At 62.7% G+C, this 26,329-nt stretch carries 23 protein-coding genes; 11 read left to right on the forward strand and 12 right to left on the reverse strand.

Features of this window, described 5'->3' with window-relative positions; translation table 11 throughout:
- The first annotated feature begins 155 nt into the window (after positions 1–155).
- A complete protein-coding gene (gene uxaC, locus JWP26_RS13770; RefSeq protein WP_299728678.1) occupies positions 156–1,571 on the forward strand; it encodes a glucuronate isomerase in 1,416 nt (471 codons plus the stop codon).
- Position 1,572: 1 nt separating this feature from the next.
- On the opposite strand, the gene JWP26_RS13775 is transcribed toward uxaC, so the two are convergent.
- The gene (locus JWP26_RS13775) at positions 1,573–1,749 is read right to left on the reverse strand and encodes a hypothetical protein (protein ID WP_299728618.1); all 177 of its coding nucleotides are present in this window, start codon (positions 1,747–1,749) and stop codon (positions 1,573–1,575) included.
- Between the two features lie 217 nt (positions 1,750–1,966).
- Between JWP26_RS13775 and JWP26_RS13780 the strand changes: the two genes are divergently transcribed.
- Together JWP26_RS13780 and JWP26_RS13785 are read left to right on the forward strand one after the other, a co-directional pair.
- Positions 1,967–2,818 carry an aminoglycoside phosphotransferase family protein gene (locus tag JWP26_RS13780; RefSeq protein ID WP_299728621.1) on the forward strand — a complete coding sequence of 284 codons (852 nt, stop codon included), beginning with the start codon at positions 1,967–1,969 and terminating at the stop codon, positions 2,816–2,818.
- Positions 2,819–2,836: 18 nt separating this feature from the next.
- On the forward strand, positions 2,837–3,346 hold the full coding sequence (locus JWP26_RS13785; RefSeq protein ID WP_299728624.1) for a CAP domain-containing protein: 510 nt from the start codon (positions 2,837–2,839) through the stop codon (positions 3,344–3,346).
- 177 nt (positions 3,347–3,523) lie between these two features.
- Here the strand turns inward: JWP26_RS13785 and glpK are convergent, their stop codons facing one another.
- Positions 3,524–5,011, reverse strand: coding sequence for a glycerol kinase GlpK (glpK, locus tag JWP26_RS13790; protein WP_299728627.1), 1,488 nt, complete (start codon positions 5,009–5,011; stop codon positions 3,524–3,526).
- 230 nt (positions 5,012–5,241) lie between these two features.
- Positions 5,242–6,741 carry a glycerol-3-phosphate dehydrogenase gene (gene glpD, locus JWP26_RS13795; protein ID WP_299728630.1) on the reverse strand — a complete coding sequence of 500 codons (1,500 nt, stop codon included), beginning with the start codon at positions 6,739–6,741 and terminating at the stop codon, positions 5,242–5,244.
- A gap of 188 nt (positions 6,742–6,929) precedes the next feature.
- Here glpD and JWP26_RS13800 point away from each other — a divergent pair, with 188 nt between their 5' ends.
- Positions 6,930–7,865 (forward strand): AEC family transporter, encoded by a 936-nt coding sequence (locus JWP26_RS13800; protein ID WP_299728633.1) that lies wholly within the window; start codon positions 6,930–6,932, stop codon positions 7,863–7,865.
- 174 nt (positions 7,866–8,039) lie between these two features.
- Here the strand turns inward: JWP26_RS13800 and JWP26_RS13805 are convergent, their stop codons facing one another.
- Genes JWP26_RS13805 through JWP26_RS13815 form a run of 3 tightly spaced genes read right to left on the reverse strand, consistent with a single transcriptional unit; the run spans position 8,040 to position 11,250 of the window.
- A complete protein-coding gene (locus JWP26_RS13805; RefSeq protein WP_299728636.1) occupies positions 8,040–8,876 on the reverse strand; it encodes a transglutaminase family protein in 837 nt (278 codons plus the stop codon).
- A gap of 5 nt (positions 8,877–8,881) precedes the next feature.
- Positions 8,882–9,826 carry an alpha-E domain-containing protein gene (locus tag JWP26_RS13810; RefSeq protein ID WP_299728639.1) on the reverse strand — a complete coding sequence of 315 codons (945 nt, stop codon included), beginning with the start codon at positions 9,824–9,826 and terminating at the stop codon, positions 8,882–8,884.
- A 2-nt stretch (positions 9,827–9,828) separates the two neighbouring features.
- The gene (locus tag JWP26_RS13815; RefSeq protein ID WP_299728642.1) at positions 9,829–11,250 is read right to left on the reverse strand and encodes a circularly permuted type 2 ATP-grasp protein; all 1,422 of its coding nucleotides are present in this window, start codon (positions 11,248–11,250) and stop codon (positions 9,829–9,831) included.
- A 176-nt stretch (positions 11,251–11,426) separates the two neighbouring features.
- On the opposite strand from JWP26_RS13815, the gene JWP26_RS13820 reads away from it, so the two are divergent.
- Positions 11,427–12,356: a 2-hydroxyacid dehydrogenase gene (locus JWP26_RS13820; protein WP_299728645.1), complete on the forward strand. Its 930-nt coding sequence runs from the start codon at positions 11,427–11,429 to the stop codon at positions 12,354–12,356.
- 26 nt (positions 12,357–12,382) lie between these two features.
- Here the strand turns inward: JWP26_RS13820 and JWP26_RS13825 are convergent, their stop codons facing one another.
- Entirely contained in the window at positions 12,383–12,883 is a 501-nt protein-coding gene (locus JWP26_RS13825) for a cytochrome b/b6 domain-containing protein (RefSeq protein ID WP_299728648.1), read from the reverse strand.
- Positions 12,884–13,157: 274 nt separating this feature from the next.
- Here JWP26_RS13825 and JWP26_RS13830 point away from each other — a divergent pair, with 274 nt between their 5' ends.
- A complete protein-coding gene (locus JWP26_RS13830) occupies positions 13,158–14,810 on the forward strand; it encodes an alpha-glucosidase (protein WP_299728651.1) in 1,653 nt (550 codons plus the stop codon).
- 143 nt (positions 14,811–14,953) lie between these two features.
- Here the strand turns inward: JWP26_RS13830 and JWP26_RS13835 are convergent, their stop codons facing one another.
- Positions 14,954–15,262: a hypothetical protein gene (locus JWP26_RS13835; protein WP_299728654.1), complete on the reverse strand. Its 309-nt coding sequence runs from the start codon at positions 15,260–15,262 to the stop codon at positions 14,954–14,956.
- Between the two features lie 46 nt (positions 15,263–15,308).
- The gene (locus JWP26_RS13840) at positions 15,309–16,481 is read right to left on the reverse strand and encodes a M20 aminoacylase family protein (RefSeq protein ID WP_299728657.1); all 1,173 of its coding nucleotides are present in this window, start codon (positions 16,479–16,481) and stop codon (positions 15,309–15,311) included.
- Between the two features lie 184 nt (positions 16,482–16,665).
- Here JWP26_RS13840 and JWP26_RS13845 point away from each other — a divergent pair, with 184 nt between their 5' ends.
- The 5 genes from JWP26_RS13845 to JWP26_RS13865 all read left to right on the forward strand — a co-directional run bounded on the left by JWP26_RS13845 (position 16,666) and on the right by JWP26_RS13865 (position 22,948).
- The gene (locus JWP26_RS13845) at positions 16,666–17,850 is read left to right on the forward strand and encodes an amino acid aminotransferase (RefSeq protein WP_299728660.1); all 1,185 of its coding nucleotides are present in this window, start codon (positions 16,666–16,668) and stop codon (positions 17,848–17,850) included.
- Between the two features lie 83 nt (positions 17,851–17,933).
- Positions 17,934–18,587, forward strand: a complete 654-nt coding sequence (gene fsa / locus JWP26_RS13850) for a fructose-6-phosphate aldolase (RefSeq protein ID WP_299728662.1) — start codon at positions 17,934–17,936, stop codon at positions 18,585–18,587.
- Between the two features lie 135 nt (positions 18,588–18,722).
- Positions 18,723–19,796, forward strand: a complete 1,074-nt coding sequence (locus JWP26_RS13855) for an Mrp/NBP35 family ATP-binding protein (protein ID WP_299728664.1) — start codon at positions 18,723–18,725, stop codon at positions 19,794–19,796.
- 75 nt (positions 19,797–19,871) lie between these two features.
- Positions 19,872–21,194 (forward strand): GH1 family beta-glucosidase, encoded by a 1,323-nt coding sequence (locus JWP26_RS13860; RefSeq protein ID WP_299728666.1) that lies wholly within the window; start codon positions 19,872–19,874, stop codon positions 21,192–21,194.
- Between the two features lie 92 nt (positions 21,195–21,286).
- A complete protein-coding gene (locus JWP26_RS13865) occupies positions 21,287–22,948 on the forward strand; it encodes an alpha-glucosidase family protein (RefSeq protein WP_299728679.1) in 1,662 nt (553 codons plus the stop codon).
- A 313-nt stretch (positions 22,949–23,261) separates the two neighbouring features.
- Here JWP26_RS13865 and JWP26_RS13870 read toward each other — a convergent pair whose 3' ends face one another.
- The 3 genes from JWP26_RS13870 to JWP26_RS13880 form a co-directional block, all read right to left on the reverse strand.
- Positions 23,262–24,815 carry an ABC transporter ATP-binding protein gene (locus JWP26_RS13870; RefSeq protein ID WP_299728668.1) on the reverse strand — a complete coding sequence of 518 codons (1,554 nt, stop codon included), beginning with the start codon at positions 24,813–24,815 and terminating at the stop codon, positions 23,262–23,264.
- Entirely contained in the window at positions 24,805–25,659 is an 855-nt protein-coding gene (locus tag JWP26_RS13875; RefSeq protein ID WP_299728670.1) for an ABC transporter permease, read from the reverse strand. The genes JWP26_RS13870 and JWP26_RS13875 overlap by 11 nt, the downstream gene beginning before the upstream one ends.
- Positions 25,656–26,329, reverse strand: a 674-nt coding sequence (locus JWP26_RS13880) for an ABC transporter permease (RefSeq protein WP_299728672.1), incomplete at its 5' end; no start/stop codon positions are given. The genes JWP26_RS13875 and JWP26_RS13880, both read right to left, overlap by 4 nt.

Below are 26,329 nucleotides of genomic sequence, written 5' to 3' on the forward strand. Positions count from 1 at the left end.
AAGGCTGTTTCTCACCCTGCCCAGGCAAGGTAGTCTGACCCCGGGGAGGTGCGGATAACTTCCCGGCAACGCAGTTAATTTACATAAAATGCCACACATCCAAATCTTGTATGGTAGATATTGATCTGCTTGCCCGTTCGTGCCACACCTTTGCCATGACCTTCCCAGCCCATCTGCATCCCGATCGCTTGTTCCCCGCCGCCGAGCCCGCCCGCTCCATCGCCCGCGAGCTTTATCCCGCGGTCAAGGACTTGCCGCTGATCAGCCCGCATGGCCATACCGATCCGGCCTGGTTCGCCAACAACCAGCGCTTTTCCGATGCCGCCAGCATGTTCCTCACCCCCGATCATTACGTGCTGCGCCTGCTGCGCAGCCGGGGACTGAGCTATGACGATCTCGGCGTGCCCCGCAAGGACGGCACGCCCGTTGCCGATGGTCGCGCCGCCTGGCACCTGTTCGCCGCCAATTATCACCTCTTCGCCGCCACGCCATCCAAGCTGTGGATCGATCACTCGCTGCAGTTCGCCTTCGGCATCGATACCGAACTGACGCCTGCCACCGCCGACGCCATTTTCGACACCATTGGCGCCCGCCTCGCCGATCCCGACCTCTTGCCGCGCGCCATTTTGGACCGCGCCAATGTCGAGGTCATCGCCACCACCGAATTCGCGCTCGACCCGCTCAAGCATCATCAGTCCATGTTGGCCGATGGCTATATCGGCCGCGTGCGCACTACCTATCGCCCCGATGACGTGACTGATCCCAGCCGCGCCGCCATCGTGGAAAACCTGCAGCGGTTTGGCGAAATCACCGGCGAAAACATCGCCACTTGGGCCGGCCTGATCGACGCCCACCGCAATCGCCGCGAATATTTCCGCCGCTTCGGCGCTGTCGCTACGGACCACGGTGTGCCGACCGCCATGACCGCCGACCTGCCGCTGGTAGAAAAGCAGGCATTGCTCGACAAGGTCTTGTCTGGCCGTCACGACGCCGCCGATGCTGAACTGTTCCGCGCCCAGATGATGACCGAAATGGCTCTACTATCGGTCGAGGACGGCATGGTCATGCAGATCCATGCCGGCTCGCGCCGTAATACCGATCCTCTTCTGATGAATGAACGCGGCACCGATCTTGGCGCCGATATTCCCGGCACCACCGACTACGTCAACGGGCTCCGCGCTCTGCTCGGCCGCGCCGGCAATGAGCCAAACCTGCGCCTGATCATGTTCGTGCTCGACGAAACCACCTACGCGCGCGAGCTGGCGCCGATGGCGGGGTATTGGCCGTCTTTGATGATCGGCCCGCCCTGGTGGTTCCACGATAGCCCGCAGGGCATTCGCCGCTATCTCGATCAGGTGGTGGAAACCGCCGGCTTCTATAACCTCGCCGGCTTCAACGATGACACGCGCGCTTTGCTGTCGATCCCCGCCCGCCATGACGTCTGGCGCCGCGAAGTCTGCGGCTTTCTCGCCAATTGGGTCGCCGATCACCGCCTGACGCGGTCATCTGCCGAAGACATCGCCAGGCACCTGAGTTATCAGGCGGCCAAGGACGCCTATCGGATCAAGTAGTTTAACGCGCCTTCCACAACACCACGATCAACACCACAATGCCGATCCCCAGCAGCGCCAGCAATCCGCCGGCGCTGGTGGCCACTTGCCGCCCGAACGAGCGGTGCACTTCGTCGGCGGCCAGAATATCCTTGTAGCGGCGTTTGGCGCCGTGCTCGTCCGCTGTCTGCTGCATCATGATCAGTCCCTCCCCTGGGCTCTGTCTTGCGTCAGCACAGGCTAGACCCGTCAGGTTAACCGGCGTCTTGTCCGTCCCGGCTTCCTGCCGTTAAGGTTGCCATCGTCCAAAAAGCTATCCTTACCCAAGTGCAAACAGGCCGCAGCCCGATCAAGTTTTGCGTGATATTGCCGGCAAAGGTCGACGGCGGGCGCCATTTTGCTTTAATGGCGCCATGATGAATCAGTCGCCCATCGAAACCGCCCTGAACCGCGCCATGATCCGCTGGTCGCTGACCAAGTCGACGCCGATTGCCGAAACACCGCGCAGCTGGATTTTCCGTGTCGAGCAGAATGGGCGCAATTTCGCCGTTCTCAAGATCCTCAAGCCCAGGGTCGCGGTCGAGGAGGGGCGCGGCGCCAAACTGATGAGCTGGTATGGCGGCGATGGCGCGGCCACCATTTTCGACATCCATGGCGATACCATATTTATGGAATGGCTCGATGGCGGCACCCTGGGTGACGCCGCGCGAAACGGTCATGACGACGAGGCGAGCATCGCCATCTGCACCGTTGTCGCCAATCTGCATCGCCCCAGGACCGACGCTGCTCCGGATGGCCTTTTGTCCGTCCGCGAGCGCTTCGACGCGCTGTTCACCACCGACATCCGGATCTGGCCCCACACGGCGCGCGACCTCTACGCCCGCGCCAGCGGCATCGCCTACAAGCTGTTCGACAAGCCGACGGCGGCAATCCCCCTGCATGGCGACCTGCATCACGACAACATCCTGAGCTCGGACCGGGGCTGGTTGGCGATCGATCCCAAAGGGCTGCTGGGCGATCCAACCTACGATGTGGCCAACGTCTTCCTCAACCCTTTCGGGGCCACCGAACTGTCGGCCAACCCGCGCCGCATCAATGCGCTGGCCGATATATTTAGCGCCCGCCTTGGCTTTGACCGCAAGCGCGTCCTGGGCTTCGCCGCCGCGCATTCGGGCCTCAGTGCCTGCTGGAATCTGGCGGATAGTCTGCCGATCACTCACGAACTCGCCCTCCTGCCGCTCCTGCTTAGTGCCTACGATCAAGCCTAGTCCCAACCGGATGCCCCCATGCTCGATTTAACCCGCCGCAGTTTCCTCGTCCTCGGTGCAGCCACCGCACTCAGCGCCTGCGCCTCCACCATGCCCTTGCTGCCAGCGTCCGCCAGTGCGCACCCCGCTGAACTCACCCGCGAGCAGATCATTGTGGCCATCAATGCGGTGCGCGCCGCCAATGGCGCTCCCGCCTGGAGCTACAATTCGCAGCTGGAAGACGCCGCCCGCTCGCAGGCGCGCCTGATGGCCTCGAAAAACACCATGAGCCACAATCTCGGTGTCACCCTGCGCGAGCGCGTCACCACCGCCGGCTATATGGGCGCCGTGGGCGAAAATGTCGGCAAGGGTTATGCCAGCCTGCAGGATGTCATCCAAGGCTGGATGAATTCCCCCAGCCACCGCAAGACGCTGCTGTCATCGAAGTTCGTGGAATTCGGCCTCGCCACCACGACCGCCTCGAGCGGCAAACGCTACTGGGCCATGATCGCCGGTGGCAGTTTTGATGCCTGGCGGGTGTATCAGTAGGGGCGGCTCGACGGCGGACATGCCGGCGTTCGCGGCCGTCACCCCCTCCCAGCCTCCCCCATCAAGGGGGAGGTGTCTGCCGATGGGTTGACCGAATTTGGTCAAACGAGTGGAGCGGCCACCTCCCCCCTTGATGGGGGATGAGGGAGGGGTGGCGTTTAGCCCCGATCCGTCACCTCAGCTCAACAACGTCCGCCTCACCGCCAAATCCCAACCCTTCACCTTCCGCTTGCGCTCGGCAGCCGCCATCTTCGGCTCAAACCGCTCATCGCGCGCCCAGCTTTCCCCAAACGCCTTCGCGTCCGGCCACACCCCGGCACGATACCCCGCCAACCACGCCGCCCCCAGCGCCGTGGTTTCCAAAATCACCGGCCGGTCGACCGGCGCGTCGAGAATGTCGGCCAGAAACTGCATGGTCCAGTCCGACGCCACCATGCCGCCATCCACCCGCAGCACCGTCTCGCCGCCGGCCTTCCAGTCCTTGCGCATGGCCTCCAGCAGGTCGCGCGTCTGGTAGCAAACCGCCTCCAGCGCCGCCTTGGCGATTTCCGCCGGCCCCGAATTGCGCGTCAGCCCATAGATGGCGCCGCGCGCTTCAGCGTCCCACCACGGCGCACCCAGCCCGACAAAGGCCGGCACCATATAGACATTCTGGCTCGGGTCGGCGGTCAGCGCCAGCGGCCCGGTTTCCTTGGCCTCTTTGACCAGCTTCAGCCCATCGCGAATCCACTGCACCGCCGCTCCGGCGATGAAGATCGAGCCTTCCAGCGCATATGTTGTCTTGCCATCCAGCCGATAGGCGATCGTCGTCAACAGCCGGTTCTTGCTCCGCACCAGGTCCGCCCCGGTATTGAGCACCGCAAAGCACCCCGTGCCGTAGGTCGATTTCAGCATCCCCGGCGCAAAGCATGCCTGTCCGATGGTGGCTGCATGCTGGTCGCCCGCCACGCCCAAAATCGGGATCGCCGCGCCGAACAACTCCGCCTCCGTCACCCCAAAGTCATCGGCACAATCCTTGACCTCGGGCAGCAGCGCCGCCGGCACGTCCAACAGCTTCAGCAGCGCCTTGTCCCACTCATTGCTCTCGATGTTGAACAGCAGCGTCCGGCTCGCATTGGTGGCGTCCGTCGCGTGCACCTTGCCGCCGGTCAGCTGCCAGATCAAAAAGCTGTCTATCGTCCCGAATGCCAGCTCGCCCGCCTCGGCCCGTTTGCGCGCACCCTTCACATTATCCAGCAGCCATTTGATCTTGGTGCCCGAAAAATACGGGTCGAGCAGCAGCCCCGTTTTCTTGCTCACGATCTTCTCGTGCCCGGCCTTGCGCAGTTTCGCGCATAGCCCCGCCGTCCGCCGATCCTGCCACACGATGGCGTTATGAATGGGCTTGCCCGTCGCCCGGTCCCAGATCAGCGTCGTTTCGCGCTGATTGGTGATGCCGATCGCCGCGATATCCTTGGCCGTCAGCTTGGCACTCTTGAGCGCGGTTTTCACCGCCCAGACCACTGAGTCCCAGATTTCCTCCGGATCATGCTCCACCCAGCCATCCTGCGGAAAATACTGGGTAAATTCCTTCTGCCCGCTCCCGGCAATGGTGCGGTCCGGTGCAAACACGATGGCCCGGGTCGATGTGGTGCCTTGATCGATTGCCAGAATGTATTTGGTCATCAAATTCTCCTCCGAGGCCGGCTTCCCGGTTCTGTCGTCTCCCTTCCCCTTGTGGGGAGGCTCGAGGGCGAGGGCATTTCCGAGCTCTACTCTCGGCCCCACCCCCTCCCATCCTCCCCCATCAAGGGGGAGGTGCCGTCTTGTGGGTTGAACCCTATCGAGTTCAAAGAGTGGAGAGAAACCTCCCCCTTGATGGGGGAGGTAGGAGGGGGTGATGGGTTAGCCCTGACCTAGGTGGCACTGGCCAAATATCCCTCCAGCCGCGCCACATCCTCCGGCCCGACCCTCAGCCCCACCTTCGTGCGCCGCCAGAGCACATCCTGCGCCGTGCGCGCCCATTCATTGGCGACTAGGTGATCCACCTCGCGCCCATAAAGGTCCGCCCCGAAATGCGGCTCCAGTTCCTCCAACGACCCGGCATTCCCCAAAATCACCCGCGCCCGCGTGCCGTACAACCGGGTCAGCCGATAGGCCAGCTTCGGCGGCAGCCACGCATAATCCTTCACCAGCCGCCGCACTTCGGCATCGAACGCCAGCGGCCCGAAATCCCCACCCGGAAACTTCGCCACCTTCGTCCAAGCCGGGCCCTTCTTGCCCAGCACCTCCTCGATCTTCTCCAGCACCGACTCCGCCAGCCGCCGCGAGGTCGTCAGCTTGCCGCCGAACACGTTGATCGCCGCGCCCTCGGCCATGCTGCCATCTACCTTGAGCACATAGTCGCGCGTCGCTTCCTGCGCAGCGCTGGCGCCATCGTCGAACAGCGGCCGCACGCCCGAATAGGTCCAGACGATCTCGGCCCGCGTCACGGGCTTGGTGAAATATTCGCTGGCCGCCGCGCACAGGTAATCGATCTCGTCTTCGCTGATTTTGACGTCTTTCGGATCGTCCTTGTAGTCGAGGTCGGTCGTGCCAATCAGCGTATAATCCTGCTCATAGGGGATGGCGAAGATGATCCGCCCGTCGGCATTCTGGAAAATATAGCAGCGGTCGTGGTCATAGAGCTTGTTGACGACGATGTGGCTGCCCTTGACCAGCCGCACATTGTGGCCGCCATTCTTGCCCATCACGCCATTGATGACGCCATCCACCCACGGCCCCGCCGCGTTGACGATCAGGCTGGCGCGTACCTTGGTCACGACGCCGGCCTCATCGCGCATCTCAATCGCCCATTGCCCGCCATCACGGCGCACGCTGGTCACCTTGGTGCGCACCCGCACCTCTGCCCCTCGGTCGGCCGCGTCGCGGGCGTTCATCACCACGAAGCGCGCATCGTCGACCCAGCAATCGGAATATTCGAAACCGGTGCGATAGTCACCCTTGAGCGGCTTGCCGGTCACATCGGTGCGCAGGTCCAGCGTCTTGGTGGGCGGCAGCAGCCGGCGCCCGCCCATATAGTCATACATCGCCAGCCCGGCGCGCAGCACCAAGGCGGGCCGCAGCCCCTTGTGATGCGGCAGCACGAAGCGCAGCGGCCGGATGATATGCGGCGCATTGGCCCACAGCACTTCGCGCTCCGCCAGCGCCTCATGCACCAGGCGGAATTCGTAATGCTCCAGGTACCGCAGCCCGCCATGCACCAGCTTGGTCGCCGCCGACGAGGTGCCGGAGGCGAGATCGTTCATCTCCGCCAGCATCACCGAATAGCCACGGCCCACTGCGTCGCGCGCCACGCTGGTTCCGTTGATGCCCCCGCCGATGACGAAAATATCGAAGGTTTTGCCAGCGGCCATCTGCATCTGCTCCAAGGAGTTATGTTTCGTTTTATACGCGAACTGAGATTAATCCGAAAGATTTTAGTTTCGTTATCCGGCGTCGGCCGGCCTATGCACTAACCACAACGTATCTTCCATACTAGCGCCATTGACCCAATTGTCTGAGGGGGTTAGGGCAGGGCGTCTTTCGGCCCCGGATCCCGGCCATGCTCAGCATCCTCAGCGTTATTGCACCGATTTTTGCGCTGATGGCGTTCGGCTTTGGCGCGGTGCGCTTCAAGCTGTTTCCCGCCGAGGGCATTAAAAGCTTAATCGCTTTCGTGAACAACTTTGCGACGCCCTGCCTGCTGTTCCACTCCATCCTCACCAGCGATTTCCGCTCGGCGTTCAATCCCGCGATCATCGGCCCGTTCTATATCGGCGCGCTGATCTGCTTCGCGGTTGGCATCGTCATCGCGATAAAACTGTTCGGCAACCGTCCGGGCGAGGGCGTCTCGGTCGGCTTCTCCGGCACCTTCACCAATACGGTGCTGGTCGGCCTGCCCATCATCCAGCGCGCCTATGGCACCGATGCGCTGCCGGTGACGCTCTCCATCATCGGGCTGCATGGCGCCATCCTGCTCACCATGGGCATGGTCACCATGGAACTGGTGCGCCGCGACGGCCAGCCCTTGGGCAAGACACTGATCGTCGCCGCGCGCCGCGTGTTGTCCAATCCCCTGATCTGGGGCATCGCCGCCGGCTTCATCGCCTCGGCAATCAACCTTCAACTGATCGAGCCCGCCGAAGCTTTCTTCGTCATGATGAGCCAGGCCGTGGTCCCTGCCGCTCTGTTCGGCATCGGCGGCGCGCTAAACGAATACAAGCTCTCCGAAAGCTGGAAGCAGGCTCTGGTCGCCTCGCTGATCAAGCTCGTCCTGCACCCGGCGCTGGCCTACATCCTGATGATCTGGGTGCTGCACGTCCCCATGGACATCGCCCGCTACGGTATCCTGCTGTCCGCCATGCCCGCCGGCGTCAACGTCTACATCTTCGCCACCTACTACCAGCGCGCCGAAAGCGTCGCCGCCAACACCATCCTGATCGCCACCATCGCCTCGGCCGCGACGATCACCGCGTGGCTGTACGTTCTAAGTTTATGAAGCCGCCCCCTATGCAAGTTTACCGCCGGCGCGAATGGTCGGATGCTGCAGTTCTGTTCCTACTCGGACCCGGTGGCGCCGGCAAATCGACCTTGGGCAAAGCCCTGTCCGCGCATTTGGGCTGGCCGAAATGGCCGAGATGCTGGCGCGTGAGCTCGGTATTCAGACGCCAACCTAGCTGACGACCTCGACGCTGACGCCGATTTCCTTCGGCCCGTCCCCGGCCGGAACAGCGCGCAGCGGCTGCGCCGATAGCCCGTCCAATCCTACCGCCAGCCGCACGTGCCGGTCGGTCGGGCACAGCCCAAGCATCGCGTCGAACCCGACCCAGCCCAGCGCCTCGTCATAGGCCTCGGCCCAAGCGTGAAAGGCGGCCGGGTCGTCCTCGTCGCCCACCAGATAGCCGGTGATATAGCGCGCCGGAATATCCAGTGCCCGCGCCGCGCCTATAAAGGCATGGGCATAATCGGTCGCCGGCGGCCGCGGCAATTCCGGGGCAACTTCTTCGCCTTCCGCCGCGGTCGGCCCGCCCTGCGACTGGCTCTGCGATTGCCCGTCTTGGCTCTGGCTTTGCACCTGCGCCGGGCTGTGCAAGACCTCGCCCACCCGCGCCATCAGCGCATGCAGCACGTCGATCCGGCTATCCTTGCTGCCGCGAAATTTCCCATAGAGCGATACCGGCGCCTTGGTCAGCGGCGTCACCCGCTTGAACAGCGCCGGCACCGGGCCGGGTCCCACGCGCCCGAACACGCCGTGCCGGTCCACCGTGGTCACCACGCCCTCGATCGTCACCACCAGCTCGCCCTCGGGTGGCCTCTGGTTCACCAGGTGCACGCTATTGCCATAAGCGTCGGTGAACCGTTCGGCATTGCCGATGCCCGCCATCTCCACGCTCCAGCTCTCCACCGTCTGCGTCGGCCCGCTCTGCGGCGTCAGTAGCAATTGCAGCACCGCATTGGGGCTGCCTGCAGGAGGCGTGGTGCTCAATTGGTGGCGAATGGAAATGCGCATGGGTCTCAATAAAAGTTGTAGCTGGCCGACAGGCTTTCGGAGACCGCATTGTTGCGCGCGATGAATTCGGTCAAAAACTCATGCAGCCCATGGGCAAAGATGGTCTCCATATTGGTCCCCTCCACCATGGCTCGCAACTTCGTCGCTGCCTCGTGGCACCCCTCGCGCTTGCCGTAAATGTCCGCGAGGCTATCCAGCGTCTCCTCGATATAGCGCGCGCAAAAGATCAGCGAGCGCGGCATTTCCGGCCGCAACATCAGGAAATCGGCGATATTATGCGCCTTGTAGCGGTCGTGATAAACGTGCCGATAGGAGCGATGCGCCGACGCCGCCCGCAGGATCAGCGTCCATTGCTGGATGTCGAGATCGCCCCCCACCATCTTGGCGCGCGGTAGCAGGACGTAATATTTGACGTCGAGAATGCGCGCCGTGTTGTCCGCCCGCTCGACGAAATTGCCCGCCTGCGAAAACGCGAAGCCGTCATCGCGCAGGATCGTCCCCAGCAGCGCGCCGCGGAACTCGTGGCTCAATTGCTTGACCCAGCTCAGCAGCCCCAGAAGCTTGGCCCCGCGCACGTCGCGCGGCTTGATCTGGGAAAACTCAAGCCAGCCGGCATTGAGGCTTTCCCACATATCGATCGTGATGGCCGTGCGCACCGAACGCGCATTGGTCCGCGCCGCCAGGAGACACGAATAGACCGAGGACGCATTGCCCGGATCGAACATCATGTAATGGGCGACCGTATCGAGATCGGCCTGCCGCCCAGTGGCCTCGAACGCCTCATCCACCTCCGCCGCCCGCATCATCGAGACCAGGTGTTCGCTCGCCCCGCCTTCACGGCGGGATGTGAGACTCATCCGATAGCCCACTTCAAGCAGGCGAGCCATGTTTTCGGCCCGCTCGACATAGCGCGAGAGCCAGAACAGATTTTGTGCCGTCCGTCCGAGCATGCTCAATCTTCCAGCACCCACGTATCTTTCGTGCCGCCGCCCTGGCTGGAATTGACCACCAGAGAGCCCTTCTTCAGCGCCACGCGCGTCAACCCGCCGGGGGTGATCCGCACTTCCTCGCCCATCAGCACATAGGGCCGCAAATCCACATGCCGTGGCGCGATCCCCGCATTGACGTAGGTGGGGCAGGTGCTCAGCGCCAGCGTCGGCTGCACGATGTAATTGTCCGGCCGCGCCTCGATCTTGCGCTTGAATTCGGCATGCTGGGCCTTGGTAGAGGTCGGCCCCACCATCATGCCGTAGCCGCCCGAGCCGTGCACTTCCTTGACCACCAGGTCGGCGATATTGGCCAGCACCCAGTTGCGCTCTTCCTCGTCGACGCAGTTGTAGGTCGGGACATTGTTCAACAGCGCCTTCTCGCCGAGATAAAATTCAATGATCTCAGGCACATAAGTATAAACCGCCTTGTCGTCCGCAATCCCGGTGCCCGGCGCATTGACCAGCGTCACATTCCCCGCCCGATAGGCGTTGAACAGCCCGGGTACGCCCAGCATCGAATCCGGCCGGAACGTGAGTGGATCGATATAATCGTCATCGATCCGGCGATAGATCACGTCGACCCGCTCCGGCCCGGTCGTCGTGCGCATGTAAACCTTGCCGCCATCCACAAACAGGTCCGGCCCTTCGCACAGCTGCGCGCCCATCTGGTCGGCCAGGAACGAATGCTCGAAATAGGCCGAGTTATAAATCCCGGGCGTCAGCACGGCGATATTGGGCGTGCCACTGACCCCGGCCGGCGCTACGCTTTCCAGCGTCCGTCGCAGATTTTCCGGATAATTCTCGACCGGCGCCACCTTGATGCGTGAAAACAGGTCCGGCGCCAGTTGCATCATCGCCTCGCGGTCCTCCAGCATATAGCTGACCCCCGAGGGCGTGCGCAGGTTGTCTTCCAGCACGTAGAATTCATCCGGCCCCACCCGCACGATATCGGTGCCGATAATGTGGGCATAAACCCCGCGCGCCGGCTCCAGCCCCATCATTTCGGGACAGAACGCCGAATTCTGCAGGATCAGCTTTTCGGGGATTCGCCCGGCTTTGAGAATTTCCTGGCGGTGATAGATGTCATAAAGGAAGGCGTTGAGCGCGCGCACCCGCTGCTCGATCCCCTTGCTGAGCTTGCGCCATTCCATGGCCGAAATGATCCGCGGGATCACATCGAAGGGAATGACCTTTTCGGTGCCTTCCTCCGAGCCATAGACCGCGAAAGTGATGCCCAGCTTGCGGAAAATCGCTTCCGCATCCGATTGCATCAGCGTCAGCGCCTTGTCGGGCTGCTCGTCGAGCCATTGGGCCAGGGCCCGATAAGGTTCACGGACCGAACCGTCCGCATTGTGCATTTCGTCAAACGGCGTTGTATCGCCCATTATGCTCCGAAGGTAATACGGCTCATCCCATCGCCTTCACATTGCTACACATTTGTGGGGCGGCGTCCAGCGCCTCCCGCATGCAACAGCCCGGCTTTTTCCGTAAACGGGTCGACTTGAATGGTAGTGCAGGCTATTTCTTTGGCCCCGCCGCCTTCCAATGCCCGCGAGTCCCCATGCCCATCGATATCCTGCAGACCGGAAAACTCCACGCCAGTTGCGAGGCAGCCCTCGCCGAACGCTATACCGTCCACAAGCTGCATGAGGCGACCGACAAGGAGACGTTTTTGGCCGGAGTCGCCCCCCGCATTCGCGCCCATGCGGGCAGCGGCGTAGGAGCCGATCTCATCGCCAAACTGCCCAAGCTCGAAATCATCGCCGGCTTCGGCGTCGGCACCGACAGCATCGATCTCGCTGCCGCCAAGGCCGCCGGCGTTCGCGTCACCAATACCCCCGATGTGCTCAACGACGCGGTGGCCGAACTCACGATCGGCATGATGATTTCGCTCGCGCGCCGCATTCCCCAGGGCGATCGCTTCGTGCGCGACGGCAAATGGCTCAAGGGCAATATGGGTCTGTTTTCCGAACTCACCGGCAAGACGGTGGGCATTTTGGGCCTCGGCCGTATCGGCAAGGAAATTGCCACCCGCGCCCAGGCCATGAAGATGCGCGTTGTCTATCACGGTCGCCACCGCCAGGAAAACGTGCCCTATGTCTACTACGACAAGCTCATCGACATGGCCCGCGACGTCGATTGGCTCGTGCTCATCGCCCCCGGCGGCAAAAGCACCGACCGCATCGTCTCGCGCGAAGTGCTCGAAGCGCTCGGCCCCCAGGGCATGCTCGTCAACATGGCCCGCGGCACGCTGGTGGATGAGCCGGCTCTAGTCGATCTCCTCGTCAATGGCGGCCTCGGCGGCGCGGCGCTCGACGTTTTCGAAAAGGAGCCCCAGGTCCCCGAAGCCCTGTTCGCCCTCGACAACGTCGTCCTCGCCCCCCACCAGGGCAGCGCCACAAACCAAACCCGCGACGCCATGGGGGCCACCTTGGTCGCCAATCTCGACGCCCACTTTGCCGGTAATCCGCTGATCAGCCCGGTGGTTTAAGGCCGGCTGACCCCGTCAGCACGACTTTACTGCGCAGGGCGGACCATTTTCGTGAGCGTTCCGTCCTTGAGCCAAAACTGATGAAACAGTGCGGCAGCGGCGTGTATGGCGATTAGAATGATGAAGGCTGGCCGGTTCAGCATATGGATTGGGCCATAGGGGTCGCCGAAATAAAAGGCGAGCAAGCCCAGGATCGGCGTTGCAATCAGCAGGACATAGAATGCGAAATGAGAAATCTTCGCTGCAATCTGCATGATATTGGGCGCGCTGGCAGCAGGTGCGGGCGCGCCGGCCCTCAGCCGGACGACTAGTCGCGCCAGCACGAGGACAAGGATCGCGATGCCGATCCAGTAATGGGACGCGCCAAGCGCCTGATCGGTCGCCGATGGCGTGCTGCCTTCTTCGGCGGCATCGATAGTCGTCGTTATGCTCCCTGCAAACAGCAACTGGAACACGACCAGCGCCGCGATGAGCCAGTGCAGCAAGATTTGTACGCGATTGTAGCCCGAAGCTGATTCTTGACTCATTGTGTCGCCCTCGTTCCCGCGCCTTTTTCTGCTGCGGATGGGGATGAATGAGGCGAACAATAAGTTCGGATCGTGATCATTACATATTTGTAAAATAGGCCGAATTGCCTGGAAGAAGAGGCGGCTTGCTCCGGCGGCCTCCGCAAACTCGATGATCTCCCTTCGACGGCTCGGAGTCAGCCGGGCAGCGCCTCGTAAACCCCAAAACTTGCCATTTGCCTTATTCCCACCCGCCCGCCACTCTACCCATGGCAAATCAGTTTAGGAGCGGACGATGCGGGAATGGTGGCGTGGCGCGGTAATCTATCAGGTCTATCCGCGCTCGTTTCAGGATAGCAACGGTGACGGCATCGGCGATCTGGCCGGCATCATGCAGCGGCTCGATCACATTGCCAGTCTCGGCGTTGATTGCATCTGGCTCAGCCCCATCACCCAGAGTCCACAAGCCGACATGGGCTATGACGTGTCCGACTATACCGAGGTCGACCGCATCTTCGGCTCGCTCAACGATTTCGATAGCCTGATCGCGCAGGCCCATGCCCGCGGCATCAAGGTCATCATGGACCAGGTGATCAGCCATTCCTCCGATCAGCATCCCTGGTTCCAGGAATCGCGCCTCAGCCGCACCAATCGCCGTGCCGACTGGTATGTGTGGGCCGATCCGCTGCCCGATGGCTCGCCACCCAATAACTGGCCCGCGGTGTTCGGCGGCCGGGCCTGGGAATGGAACCCGACACGCGGGCAATATTACCTGCACAATTTCCTGGCCAGCCAGCCCGACATGAACTTCCACAATGTCGAAGTGCAGGACCAGATGCTCGACATCATGCGCTTCTGGCTGGAGCGCGGCATCGATGGCTTCCGCCTCGACACCGTCAATTACTACTTCCACGACAAGAAGCTGCGCAACAATCCGCCCAATCGGAAGCGCGACGAGCATCTGCCCTATGCGGTCAATCCCTATGACATGCAGGAGCATAAGTTTTCCAAGAGCCAGCCCGAGAACGTCGATTTCCTCAAGCGCGTCCGCGCGCTGCTCGACAAATTCCCCGGCACCACCACGGTCGGCGAGGTCGGCGACAGCCATAAATCGGTGCCGCTGATGGCTGAATACACCTCCGGCGGCGATAAGCTGCACATGTGCTATTCGTTCGATTTTCTCGGCCACGAATTCACCGCCGCCCACTTCCGCAGCCGCATCGAGCAGTTCTTCAAGGCCGGTCCCGACGGCTGGCCGTGCTGGAGTTTTTCCAACCATGACGTGCCGCGCCATATCACCCGCTGGGCGCCGCACAGCCTCAATGCCGCCGATCTGGGCCGCCAGGCCGCCGCACTGGTGCTCTCGCTCAAGGGCTCTGTCTGCCTTTATCAAGGTGAGGAATTGGGCCTGCCCGAAACCGACCTGCGCTTTGACGAACTGACCGACCCGCGCGGCATCCGCTTCTGGCCCGAGGACAAGGGCCGCGACGGCTGCCGCACGCCTATTCCGTGGGATCAGGGCGAGGCGCCCAACGGTTTCACCACCGGCACGCCGTGGCTGCCGGTCAAGCCGGCCCAGTCGGCGCTCAATGTTGCATCCCAGAACGCCGATCCAGATTCGACCCTGGCCTTCTACCGCCGCATCCTCGCCTGGCGCCGCACCCACGACGTGCTCTACGACGGCGACATCGAATTCTTCCGCGTCGCCGAACCGGTCCTCGCCTTCCGCCGCTTCAGCAGCGCCGGGACTATGACCTGCGTGTTCAACTTGTCAGCTGAGTCTCAAACCGTGGCGCTGACCGGCCTGCCGGATAACGCACCGCTCGATCCAATGTCGCAGAACGCCACGCTGACGCGAAAAACCCTGAACCTGGGCGCCAATGGCTTCGCCTTCCTGGCATTGCCGGCTGACGCTCCGGTTATCAGGGTCAAAAATAGTGCTCGCTAGGAATAGCTGGCGCTCGAGGGCTTCAGGCTGATTTACCCCACCGCTTTCTTCCCGCGGGCCTCCAACAATGGCCCGCGGGTCAAGCCCGCGGGAAGGACGAGAGCGGGGCAGATCAGGCTGCGTGCTCGATGCCCAAACCCGTCCTACTGTAGGCGGCGCAGAGTCGCGGGGTCGTAGAACTCCATGGTCTGCCCGCCATTGCCATTATCGACGAAGGCGCGGATGCAGCCGTTCCAACGCTCGACCGAGTTGGCATAAACGCCAATATCGCGTAGCCGGGCGATGTCGAAGTCCTTCTGAAAGTCAGAATCGTCGATCCGGAAGCCGCCGCCGGAGTTGAATTCATAGTCGATCCCGGCGCTCGGGCCCTCGTCGGTGCAGAACAGCGCAAACGCCGGTGTGCTGGTCAGCCCGACGACGACCAGCGTCCCCAAAATCGGTAGCAGTTTCATGGCAGAATCTCCTTTTGCGCCACCCTCGCGCCCGATTGTGGCAAGCTTAAGCGCTCAACGGCAGGGCCCGCTCGGCTAGTCTTACCCAGTAACTTGTCCCGAGCGGTATGGCGTCGTCATTGAAATCGTAATTGTCCGTATGCAGTTCCGAGCTGTCGCCATTGCCGAGGAAAATATACGCCCCCGGTCTTTGCTCCAGCATGAAGGAAAAATCTTCGCCGCCCATTGATGGCGCGACATCGGTGTCGACCCGATCCACGCCCGCGATTTCGCCGGCAATCGTGGCGGCAAATTGCGTCTCGCGCGGGGTATTCACCGTCACCGGATAGCCGCGCAGGTAGTTCACGCTCGCCTTGGCGCCAAACGCCGCGGCAAACTCGGGCACGAAGGTATTGAGCTTGTTCTCGATAAAATCCTGCACGTCACTATCCAGCGTGCGCACCGTGCCCTTGAGCCGCGCGGTCCGGGCAATCACATTGTCGGCCTCGCCGGCTTCCATCACAGTCACCGAAACCACGGCGCTTTTGAGCGGGTCGACATTGCGCGACACCAGGGTCTGCAGCGCCCCGATCAATTGCGCCGCGATCACCACCGGATCGATCGTCGTATGCGGCCGGGCCGCATGGCCGCCCAGCCCTTCGATATCGATGCTGAAGCGGTCCGTGGCGGCCATGATGCCGCCCTCGCGGATGCCAAACTGCCCCACCGGCATGCCCGGCCAGTTGTGCATGCCATAGACTTCGTCGATGCCGAACCGGTCCATCAGCCCGTCGGCCACCATTTCGCGACCACCGCCACCGCCCTCTTCGGCCGGCTGGAAGATGACCGCGATCTGCCCGTCGAAATTGCGCGTTTCCGCCAGATATTTCGCCGCGCCCAGCAGCATGGCGGTGTGCCCGTCATGCCCGCAGGCGTGCATATTGCCCGGTGTCTTGCTGGCATAGGGAGCGCCGGTTTTTTCGGTAATCGGCAGCGCATCCATATCCGCCCGCAAGCCGATTGTGCGGCCGCTCGTGTTGGTGCGGCCCTTGATGATTCCCACCACGCCGGTGCGACCCATGCCCGTGACGATTTCATCGCAGCCAAATTCAGCCAGCAGCGCTTCCACTTTGCCAGCCGTGCGCTGCACGTCGAACAGGATTTCGGGATGCGTGTGGAAGTCGTGTCGCCACCCGGCGATTTCAGCTTGGAATTCGGCAATACGGTTCAAAACAGGCATAAATCACTCGAACTGGACGGTGCTGGGTCAGTCTCGCTGCCACAATCGCTCCCGTCAACCATAGCACAGCGCGTTGACCATTGCGGTGACGATCCGATTGCGGCGAAAGGCCGATGGACTTTCCTTGCCGCCCGCCTATAAAGGCGGCGATTTCCGTCCCGCTCCCAACCGCGTAAGTCCATCCATGTTCGATACCCTGACCAAGGCTCCCGGCGACAAGATCCTGGCCCTCATGGGCGAATACGCCGCCGATTCCCGCTCCGACAAAATCGACCTTGGTGTCGGCGTCTACAAGGACGAGCAGGGCACCACCCCGATCATGTCCTCGGTCAAAAAAGCCGAAGCACGCATCCTGGCCGCCGGCAAGACCAAGACCTATCTGGGCATTGCGGGCAACAAGGGCTACGGCACCGCCGTGCTGGACCTGGCTATTGCCGACACCGTGGACCGCAAGCGGGTGCGCATCGCGCAGGCACCGGGCGGCACCGGCTCCCTCTGGGTGCTGATGCAACTGGTCAACCGCGCCCGTCCCGGCGCCACGATCCATTTGTCCGACCCGACCTGGCCCAACCATAACCCCATCGCCGAGAACGCCGGCCTCAAGGTCGCGGTCTACCCCTATTTCGATACCGAAACCCGCGGCGTCAAATTCCCCGAAATGCTGGCGGCGCTCGATAAGCTCGGCAAGGACGACGTCGTGTTGCTGCACGGCTGCTGCCACAACCCGACCGGCGCCAACCTCACCGATGCCCAGTGGGACCAGGTCGCGGCCAGCCTTGCTCGCACCGGCGCACTGCCGCTGATTGACCTAGCCTATCTGGGCTTTGGCGACGGCCTGCTCGAAGATTCCTACGGCACCCGCAAGGTCATCGCCGCCGTCCCCGAGGCCCTGATCGCCTTCTCAGGCTCCAAGAATTTCGGCCTCTATCGCGAGCGCATCGGCGCCGCTATCGTCATTGCGCGTGACGAAGCCCAAGCCGACATCGTCAATTCGCAACTGCTCAACGTCATTCGCTCGTCCTATTCGCAGCCGCCCGATCATGGCGCCGAAATCATCCGCGTCATTCTCGAGGACAAGGAACTGCGCGCCGAGTGGGAGACCGAGCTGAACGCCATGCGCGCCCGCATGATCGGCCTGCGCCAGAAGCTCAGCGACGCCATTCGGCAACGCTCGAACTCCAAGGATTTCGACTTCATCGCCGCCCATCGCGGCATGTTTTCGCTGCTGGGCCTGCCCAATAGCGTGGTCGAGCATTTAAAAGCCACCAATGGTGTCTATATGATTGGTGATAGCCGCATCAATGTCGCCGGCATCCCCGAAGACCGCGTCGGCGATCTGGCCGATGCCTTGCTTGCAGCCATCAAATAACGTTCGTCCGACGGGTTGCGGCGCGGGAACCTCGTGCTACATCTTTGGTCTAACGAGCAGAACACGCATTCTAGGAGGGAACCATGAAGTTCTTCGTCGATACCGCAGAAATCAAGGACATCAAGGAACTCTACGAGACGGGCCTCCTCGATGGTGTCACCACCAATCCGTCGCTGATCGCCAAATCCGGCCGTGACTTCAAGGAAGTCATTGCCGAAATCTGCGCGCTCGTGCCCGGCCCGGTGTCCGCCGAAGTTGCCTCGCTCGAATATGACGGCATGGTCGCCGAGGGCGAACGCCTCGCCAAGATCGCCGAAAACGTCGTCATCAAGCTGCCGCTCACCATGAACGGCCTCAAGGCGACGAAGTACTTCCATGACAAGGGCATCAAGACCAACGTCACGCTGTGCTTCTCGGCCAATCAGGCACTGCTCGCCGCCAAGGTCGGCGCGACCTATATCTCGCCCTTCCTGGGTCGTCTGGATGACATCAATCTCGACGGCGTCGAGCTGATCGAGAACATCCGCCAGATCTACGACAACTATGGCTATGAGACCCAGATTCTGTCGGCTTCGATCCGCTCTGCCAACCACGTGACCCAGGTCGCGCTGGCCGGCTCCGACGTCGCCACCATCCCGCCCGCCGTCATCCGCAAGCTTGCCGAACACCCGCTGACCAATGCGGGTATCGAAGGCTTCCTGAAGGACTGGAAGGCGACGGGTCAGAGCATTCTCTAAGCATCCAATGCCTCAACAAATGCGGTGTCACCCCGGCGTAGGCCGGGGCCCATCCTGAGACCTCAAGATGGATCCCGGTGTGCGCCGGGATGACACCGTGGATGCGGCAATGCCCGAGCCAACAGGGGCAAACAAATGGCCGATCCCGACCTTTCCGCCGCCATCAAAGCCGCACTTGCCGCCGTTGAAATTCCCGGCGGTGGCGATCTGGCCGGCTACGGGGGCCTTTCGGAAATCATCGTCACCCCCGGCGCCGTCGCCTTCGCGATCGCCGTCGCACCAGGCATGGAAGCCGCCTTCGGCCCCGCCCGCGAAGAGGCTGTCGCCGTCACGCAGAAAGTCGCCGGCGCCCGCAAAATCCTGGTCTCACTGACCGGCGGCAAGCCCCCAGCCGGCCCCACCTTCTCCCACGGCAAGCCGGTCCCGGCCGGCAAAACCGCCGTCCCCGGCATCAAGCGCATCATCGCTGTCGGCTCCGGTAAGGGCGGCGTCGGTAAATCCACCGTCGCCGTTAACCTGGCTTTGGCGCTCCACGCCGAGGGTCTGCGCGTCGGCATGCTCGACGCCGACCTCTACGGCCCCTCACTGCCCAAGCTGCTCGGCCTCGAAGGCCGGCCCGCCATCCGCGAAGACGGCATCTTCACCCCGCACGAAGCCTTCGGCATCAAGGCCATGTCGATCGGCTCCATGCTCACCCCTGATCAGGCCGTAGTTTGGCGCGGCCCGATGGCCACCTCGGCCCTGCGCCAACTCCTCCGCGAAACCGATTGGGGCGGGCTCGATATCCTAGTCGTCGATCTGCCGCCCGGCACCGGCGATATCCACATTTCCCTGTTCCAGCAGGCCGAAGTCGATGGCGTCGTTATCGTCTCCACCCCGCAGGAACTAGCCCTGATCGATGCTAAGAAGGCCATCGACATGTTGCGCCGCCTCAACGTGCCGCTGCTGGGTCTCGTCGAAAACATGAGCTACTTCATCGCCCCCGATACCGGCGCGCGCTACGACATTTTCGGCACCGGCGGTGCTGAAGCCGCCGCTCAAAAACTCGACATGCCCTTCCTCGGCGCCGTCCCGCTGGTCATGTCCATCCGCGAAACGTCCGACGCCGGCCGGCCGGTCGTAGCGTCCGATGGCGCCGGGCCGGAAGCAGGGGCGTTCAAGGCGATTGCGCAACGTATTCTTGCCGCTACGCCAGCACTACGCGGTTAGCTGCCGCCACTGCAATCGATTGCATAACCCCCGTTCCTGCGCTACGTCCTCTCCGCCACTCGAGGAGGAGCGTCCATGTTTTCCATTTCCCGTTCGGATTTCGGTCCCGATTTTACCTTCGGCGCCGCCACGGCCGCCTATCAGATCGAGGGCGGCCAGACCGATGGTCGCGGCCCCTCGATCTGGGATAGTTTTTCGGCCACCCCCGGCAATGTCCAGAATGGCGATACCGGTCGCGATGCCTGCGATCATTACAATCGCTGGCCCGCCGACCTCGACTTGATCCGCGATGGCGGCTTTGATGCCTATCGTTTCTCCTTCGCCTGGCCGCGCCTGATTCCCGAGGGCACAGGTGCCGTCAACCAGGCCGGGCTCGATTTCTACGATCGTCTGATCGACGGCATGCTCGCTCGCGGCATCAAGCCCTATGCCACGCTCTATCACTGGGACCTGCCCTCCGCCCTGCAGGATAAGGGCGGCTGGATGAACCGCGACATCGCGGGTTGGCTCGGCGATTACGCGTCCCTGATCGGCCAAAAGTTCGGTGATCGCCTCCATGCCACCGCCACCATCAACGAGCCGTGGTGCGTCGCCTTCCTCAGCCATTTCCTGGGCATTCACGCCCCTGGCTACCGCGATATCCGCGCCGCCGCCCGCGCCATGCACCATGTCCTGTTCGCGCACGGTACCGCCATCGACGCGCTCCGTGCCGAAGGCGTCAAGAACCTTGGCATCGTCCTCAATCTGGAAAAATCCGAGCCCGCCACGCAGAGCCCCGAGGACATCGCGGCCACCGATATTGGCGACGCGCTATTCAACCGTTGGTATCTCGACGGCGTCCTCAAGGGCAAGTATCCCGAGGCATTGACTGGCAATGATTTCTTCGCGCGCCACCTGCCCGCCGGCTATGAAAAGGACATGGAGGTCGTCTCCCGTCCGCTCGATTGGCTGGGCATCAACTATTACACACGCGGCATCTACAAATCGGCGCCGGATCAGCTCGGTTTCCCCATTGCCCAGGTCAAAGGCGACCTAGAAACCACCGAAATGGGCTGGGAAATCTACCCCCAGGGCCTCACCGACCTGCTGGTCCGGGTCTCCAACGACTACACCAAGATCCCGCTTTTCGTCACCGAAAACGGCATGGCCGAAGTCGAGGGCGACAGTGATCCGCGGCGCGTCGACTATTACGAGGCCCATCTCAAGGCGGTGCTCAATGCCCGAGCAGCCGGCGCCGATGTGCGCGGCTATTTCGCCTGGTCGCTGCTCGATAATTACGAATGGGCCGAGGGCTACAACAAGCGTTTCGGCCTGGTCCATGTCGATTACGCCACCCAGGAGCGCACGCCCAAGGCAAGTTTCCGAGCCTTCCAGGGACTGCTGCATAATACCAAGTAGGCATTCGCGCCATCCGGCATCGAATTGGCTTTGGCGGCGTTTGAGCCTGATGCTATTCAGGCATGAACAACTTCCGGAGCGCGCCGATGTCGATGACCATGACCGAGCCCAAGAGCGAACTTGAGCCCGAGGTCGATGCGGATTGGTGGCGCGGCGCGGTGATCTACCAGATCTACCCGCGCTCCTTCCAGGACCAGAACGGCGATGGCGTCGGAGATCTCGTCGGCGTCACCAGCCGCCTCGATTACGTCAAGGATCTCGGCGTCGACGCGATCTGGCTGTCGCCGGTCTTCACCTCGCCGATGAAAGACTTCGGCTACGACGTCTCCAATTACCGCGACATTGATCCGTCTTTCGGTACCCTCGAAGACTTCGACCACCTCGTGCAGAAAGCCCATTCGCTGGGCCTCAAGGTCATCATCGATCAGGTGATTTCCCATTCCTCCGACAAGCACGCCTGGTTCTCGGAAAGCCGCTCCTCGCGCACCAATGCACGCGCCGATTGGTACGTCTGGGCCGATCCCAAACCCGATGGCACCCCGCCCAACAACTGGCTCTCCATTTTCGGCGGCTCGGCCTGGGCCTGGGACAGCCGGCGCATGCAATATTACCAGCACAATTTCCTGGTTTCGCAGCCCGATCTGAACTTCCATAACGCCGACGTGCAGGACGCGCTACTGGGCGAAATGCGCTTCTGGCTCGAACGCGGCGTCGATGGTTTCCGCCTCGATACCGTCAATTTCTATTTCTGCTCGTTGGGGCTGGAGAGCAATCCGGTGGTGCGCGCCGAGGACTTCAACGCCTCAACCGCCCCCGCGGTGAACCCCTACAATTTCCAGGAGCACATCTACGATAAGTCGCGCCCTGAAAATCTCGGCTTCCTCAAGCGCCTGCGGGCCCTGATGGACGAATACCCCGGTAAGACCACCGTCGGCGAAATCGGCGACAGCCAGCATCAGCTTGAAATCATGGCCCAATACACTTCGGGCGATGACCACCTGCACATGGCCTATACGTTCGATTATCTCGGCGGCGAATTCTCGGCAAAACACTTCCGCGACTCCATCCGTGCCACCGAATCCAAAGCCCCCGATGGTTGGATTTGCCTGGCCTTCTCCAACCACGACGTGGTGCGCCATGTCAGTCGCTGGGCCACCCACGGCCAGGAAGCCGCCTTCACCCGCCTCGCGGTCACGCTGATCCTGTCCATGCGCGGCTCGGTCTGCCTCTACCAGGGGGAAGAGCTGGGGTTGAAGGAAGCCGAACTGTCCTTCGCCGACCTGGTCGATCCCTACGGCATCGAATTCTGGCCCGAGTTCAAGGGCCGCGTCGGCTGCCGCACGCCTATGGTCTGGCAGACCCATGTCCGCAACGGCGCCTTCTCCACCGCCGAGCGCACCTGGCTGCCGGTCCCCGCCGAGCACCTGACCCACGCCGTCGACACCCAGGACGGCGTCGAAGGCTCGGTCCTCGAATTCTACCGCGCCATGCTCAAGTTCCGCCAAGCCAATACCGCCCTGGCCAAGGGCGAAATCACGCTACTGGATTCGGCCGAGAACGTCCTCGCCTTCACCCGAAACTTCGGCAATGAGCGCGTGCTCTGCGTCTTCAACATGAGCGCCGAGTCCGAGGAGTTCGTCATTCCCGCCGACATGACCCCCCGCGGCCTCGATTGTCCCGGCGTCACCGCTGCGCCGATGGACGGTGAGATCGATCTGGAGCCGTTTGGCAGTTATATTGGGCGCTTGGACTAAGCGCGTTAGGCATCCTAATGTCCCTTAGTGAGATAGAGCAGCAATAGCATCAATGCTGACCAGCCGATCCATGTTGACATTATGATCGCGTAGTTTGACCGAAGACCGGGCGGACATTTCGGGTCCCAGATATTGACATACAGGTACCCGCCGCCGCCGCCACGGAAGTGTGGCCGATATGCCGGAACACGCCACAGCGAGACGCAGAGCACCATCATGATGACGTAGCCGCCAACGAATCCGATTAAGAGCGCTGCTATCACCCACTGGGTAGAGGTCATTGCTCGTCCATATCTTGCTTTGAATCGTTGAGTTACCCCACCTCCGGCAACCGTGCCGCCATCAGGTTCTGCGTCAATCGATGCTGCGGCCGTGCGAATATCTCGTGCGGATTGCCTTCCTCGACGATCCGCCCAGCCTCCATCACCAGCACCCGGTCGGCGATCGCCCGCACCATGTCGAGATCATGGCTGATCACCAGATAGGTCAGCCCGAAGTCCGCCTGCAACCGCGCCAAGAGCGCCAGTACTTCGCCCCGTACCGACACATCCAGCGCCGATACCGGCTCATCCAGCACCAGCAGCTTCGGCCGCGTCACTAGCGCCCGCGCAATCGCCAGCCGCTGCCGCTGGCCGCCCGAAAACTCATGCGGGTAGCGCCGCAGCATCTCCTGGCCCAGCCCCACGGCCTGCACCGCCTCGATCAGCCGGTCCACATGCGTGCCGGCATCCAGCTTTTCCAGCCGCAACGGCTCGCCCAGTGATTGCTCGATGGTCAGCCGTGGATCGAAACTGCCGAATGGGTCCTGGAACACCAGCGAGATATCGCGCCGCCGCGCCTTGGGCAGGTCGCTGCCGTGATACAATTCGCCGGCAAAACGAATTTCGCCTCGCGTCGCCCGGTCCAGCCCCACAATGATCCGGGCCAGCGTGGTCTTGCCGCATCCTGACGGCCCCACAATCGCCACGCATTCACCGGCGTCGACATTCAGGCTCACCCCGTCCACCGCCCGCAGCGCCTTGCCACCAAACGGCCAAGGCCCGCCCTGCTTGTAGTCCCGGCCGATCCCGCGCACGTCCAGCAGCGTCTTGCCGACCGGCGGCCGCGCCAATGGCCGCACGTCGAACCGCGACGCTGCCACCAGCTTTTGCGTATAGGCCTGCTTGGGCGCGCCCAGCACATCCTGCACCGGCCCGGTCTCCACCAGCTTGCCGCGATGCATCACCGCCACCCGGCTGCACAGCCACGCCACGGCCTTCAAATCATGGCTGATGAACAACAGCGCCATATGCCGCCGCGTGCAGATTTCCGCGATCAAATCGAGCACGCGCCGCTGCGTGATCAGGTCCAGCGCCGAGGTTGGCTCGTCGGCGATCAGGATATCGGGCTGGCTCGCCAGTGCCATGGCGATCATCACCCGCTGCCGTTGCCCGCCTGAAAGCTGGTGCGCAAAGCGGTCGCCGTGCCGCAATTCCAGCCCCACTTCCTTGAGCAGGTTGGGCACATCTACCTGTGGCGCACCGGCGACGGCATTGATGCCGATGGCCTCTTCTATCTGGTCATTGATCCGCATCAGCGGATTGAGCGCCGTCATCGGCTCCTGGAACACCATGCCGATGCGCTTGCCCCGTAACCGCGCCATCTCGCGTTCCGAGTGGGGCAGGGGCTCCCCGTCGATCTTGATCGAGCCGCTGACCTGCGCCCCGTCCGGCAACAGGCCGGTGATCGCCAGCGCCGTCAGGGTCTTGCCCGATCCGCTCTCGCCAACGATACCGAAACGTTCGCCGCGCTCCAGCACTAGGTTCATATCGCTCAGCGCCGTTGCGTCGCCGAATTTGACCGTTAGCCCCGAAACCTCAAGCAGCATTCTGCTGCGCCCCCTTGAGCCGCGGATCGATCGCATCGCGCAAGCCATCGCCTGCCAGGTTGAGCGCAATCACGATCAAGACGATGCTGAGGCCCGGTACCAACGTCAGCCATGGATGGATCAGGAACAGCCCTTGCGCATCCTTCAGCATCAGCCCCAGGCTGGTTGACGGCGGTTGTGTCCCCAGTCCTATATAACTCAACCCCGCCTCCGACAGGATGCCCAGCGACAATTGGATCGTACCCTGCACGATGATCAGGCTCAGGATATTGGGCAGCAGATGCCGATAGGCGATCGCCGCATTGCCCAGCCCGGCCAGCCGCGCCGCGGCCACGAAATCCAGCGTCTTGATACTCATCGCCCCGCCCCGCGCGACCCTGGCGAAGATCGGAATATTGAAAATCCCGATGGCGATAATGGCGTTGGTTGCGCCTGGCCCATAGAGCGAGGTGATCAGGATCGCCACGATGATCGCGGGGAAGGCGAAGATGAAATCGCTCAGCCGCAGCACCAGCCATTCCAGCGCACCGCCCCATGCCGCCGCCGCCAGCCCCAGCGGTACACCGATGCCCGCGCCGATCAGCACCGACAACGATGCCACCACGAAACTGGTTAGCGTTCCCGACATCACCAGCGAAGCCATGTCGCGCCCCAGATTGTCGGTGCCCAGCCAGTGGGCCGCGCTCGGCCCCAGGAACCGGTCGCCGATTTCGATATTGGCAATCGGGTAGGGCGTCCACACCAGCGAGATCAGCGCCAGCAACGTGAACACCAGCGTCGCCGCCAGCCCCAGCCACAGGCTGGGATGGGTGAACACGAACCGCCGCGCTGTCATAGCGCTCATTGCCCGCCTCCCTGCCGCAGCCGTGGGTCGACCACCGCATAAAGCAGGTCCATCGCCAGCATCACCGCTGTCACCGCCACGATCAAGACGATCACCGCGCCCCGCACCAAAATAAGGTCGCGCTGCGAGATCGCCGTGGAGATCAGCTTCCCCAGCCCCGGCAGGTAAAACACGTTCTCGACGATGATCGTGCCCGCCACGAGGAACGCAAACTGCAGCCCCAGCACTGTCAGCACCGGCAGCAGCGCATTGCGCACGCCATGCCGCCACACCGCCTCGCCCATGGTCATGCCCTTGGCCCGCGCGGTGCGGATGAAGTCGGCGTTCTGCACGTCGACCAGCGCCGTGCGCATCACCCGGGCGAGGATAGAGGCCTGCGGCAGGGCGAGCGCGAGGCCAGGAAGGAGCAGCGAACGGAGCGCGGCCAGCGGGTTCTCCCGCCACGGCACAAAGCCGCCCGGCGGCAGCCAGTGCAGGCCCACCGCGAACAGCAGCACCAGCAGCATGCCGAACCAGAAATTGGGCACCGCGATGCCGAACTGCGCCAGCGTCATCAACCCGGCATCAGCTGCCGAACCGCGACGGCGCGCCGCGAGAATGCCGATCGGCAGGCCGATGGCCATCGACAACCCCATTGCGATCATCGAGAGCGGCAGGGTCACCCACAGCC

Origin of the sequence: Devosia sp., from assembly GCF_028290435.1 — a bacterium.
GTDB lineage: Bacteria > Pseudomonadota > Alphaproteobacteria > Rhizobiales > Devosiaceae > Devosia.

Coding starts and splice junctions, on each gene's coding strand:
- uxaC (WP_299728678.1), top strand. CDS start 156: ATGACCTTCCCAGCCCATCTGCATCCCGATCGCTTGTTCCCCGCCGCC.
- JWP26_RS13775 (WP_299728618.1), bottom strand. CDS start 1,749: ATGATGCAGCAGACAGCGGACGAGCACGGCGCCAAACGCCGCTACAAG.
- JWP26_RS13780 (WP_299728621.1), top strand. CDS start 1,967: ATGAATCAGTCGCCCATCGAAACCGCCCTGAACCGCGCCATGATCCGC.
- JWP26_RS13785 (WP_299728624.1), top strand. CDS start 2,837: ATGCTCGATTTAACCCGCCGCAGTTTCCTCGTCCTCGGTGCAGCCACC.
- glpK (WP_299728627.1), bottom strand. CDS start 5,011: ATGACCAAATACATTCTGGCAATCGATCAAGGCACCACATCGACCCGG.
- glpD (WP_299728630.1), bottom strand. CDS start 6,741: ATGGCCGCTGGCAAAACCTTCGATATTTTCGTCATCGGCGGGGGCATC.
- JWP26_RS13800 (WP_299728633.1), top strand. CDS start 6,930: ATGCTCAGCATCCTCAGCGTTATTGCACCGATTTTTGCGCTGATGGCG.
- JWP26_RS13805 (WP_299728636.1), bottom strand. CDS start 8,876: ATGCGCATTTCCATTCGCCACCAATTGAGCACCACGCCTCCTGCAGGC.
- JWP26_RS13810 (WP_299728639.1), bottom strand. CDS start 9,826: ATGCTCGGACGGACGGCACAAAATCTGTTCTGGCTCTCGCGCTATGTC.
- JWP26_RS13815 (WP_299728642.1), bottom strand. CDS start 11,250: ATGGGCGATACAACGCCGTTTGACGAAATGCACAATGCGGACGGTTCG.
- JWP26_RS13820 (WP_299728645.1), top strand. CDS start 11,427: ATGCCCATCGATATCCTGCAGACCGGAAAACTCCACGCCAGTTGCGAG.
- JWP26_RS13825 (WP_299728648.1), bottom strand. CDS start 12,883: ATGAGTCAAGAATCAGCTTCGGGCTACAATCGCGTACAAATCTTGCTG.
- JWP26_RS13830 (WP_299728651.1), top strand. CDS start 13,158: ATGCGGGAATGGTGGCGTGGCGCGGTAATCTATCAGGTCTATCCGCGC.
- JWP26_RS13835 (WP_299728654.1), bottom strand. CDS start 15,262: ATGAAACTGCTACCGATTTTGGGGACGCTGGTCGTCGTCGGGCTGACC.
- JWP26_RS13840 (WP_299728657.1), bottom strand. CDS start 16,481: ATGCCTGTTTTGAACCGTATTGCCGAATTCCAAGCTGAAATCGCCGGG.
- JWP26_RS13845 (WP_299728660.1), top strand. CDS start 16,666: ATGTTCGATACCCTGACCAAGGCTCCCGGCGACAAGATCCTGGCCCTC.
- fsa (WP_299728662.1), top strand. CDS start 17,934: ATGAAGTTCTTCGTCGATACCGCAGAAATCAAGGACATCAAGGAACTC.
- JWP26_RS13855 (WP_299728664.1), top strand. CDS start 18,723: ATGGCCGATCCCGACCTTTCCGCCGCCATCAAAGCCGCACTTGCCGCC.
- JWP26_RS13860 (WP_299728666.1), top strand. CDS start 19,872: ATGTTTTCCATTTCCCGTTCGGATTTCGGTCCCGATTTTACCTTCGGC.
- JWP26_RS13865 (WP_299728679.1), top strand. CDS start 21,287: ATGACCATGACCGAGCCCAAGAGCGAACTTGAGCCCGAGGTCGATGCG.
- JWP26_RS13870 (WP_299728668.1), bottom strand. CDS start 24,815: ATGCTGCTTGAGGTTTCGGGGCTAACGGTCAAATTCGGCGACGCAACG.
- JWP26_RS13875 (WP_299728670.1), bottom strand. CDS start 25,659: ATGAGCGCTATGACAGCGCGGCGGTTCGTGTTCACCCATCCCAGCCTG.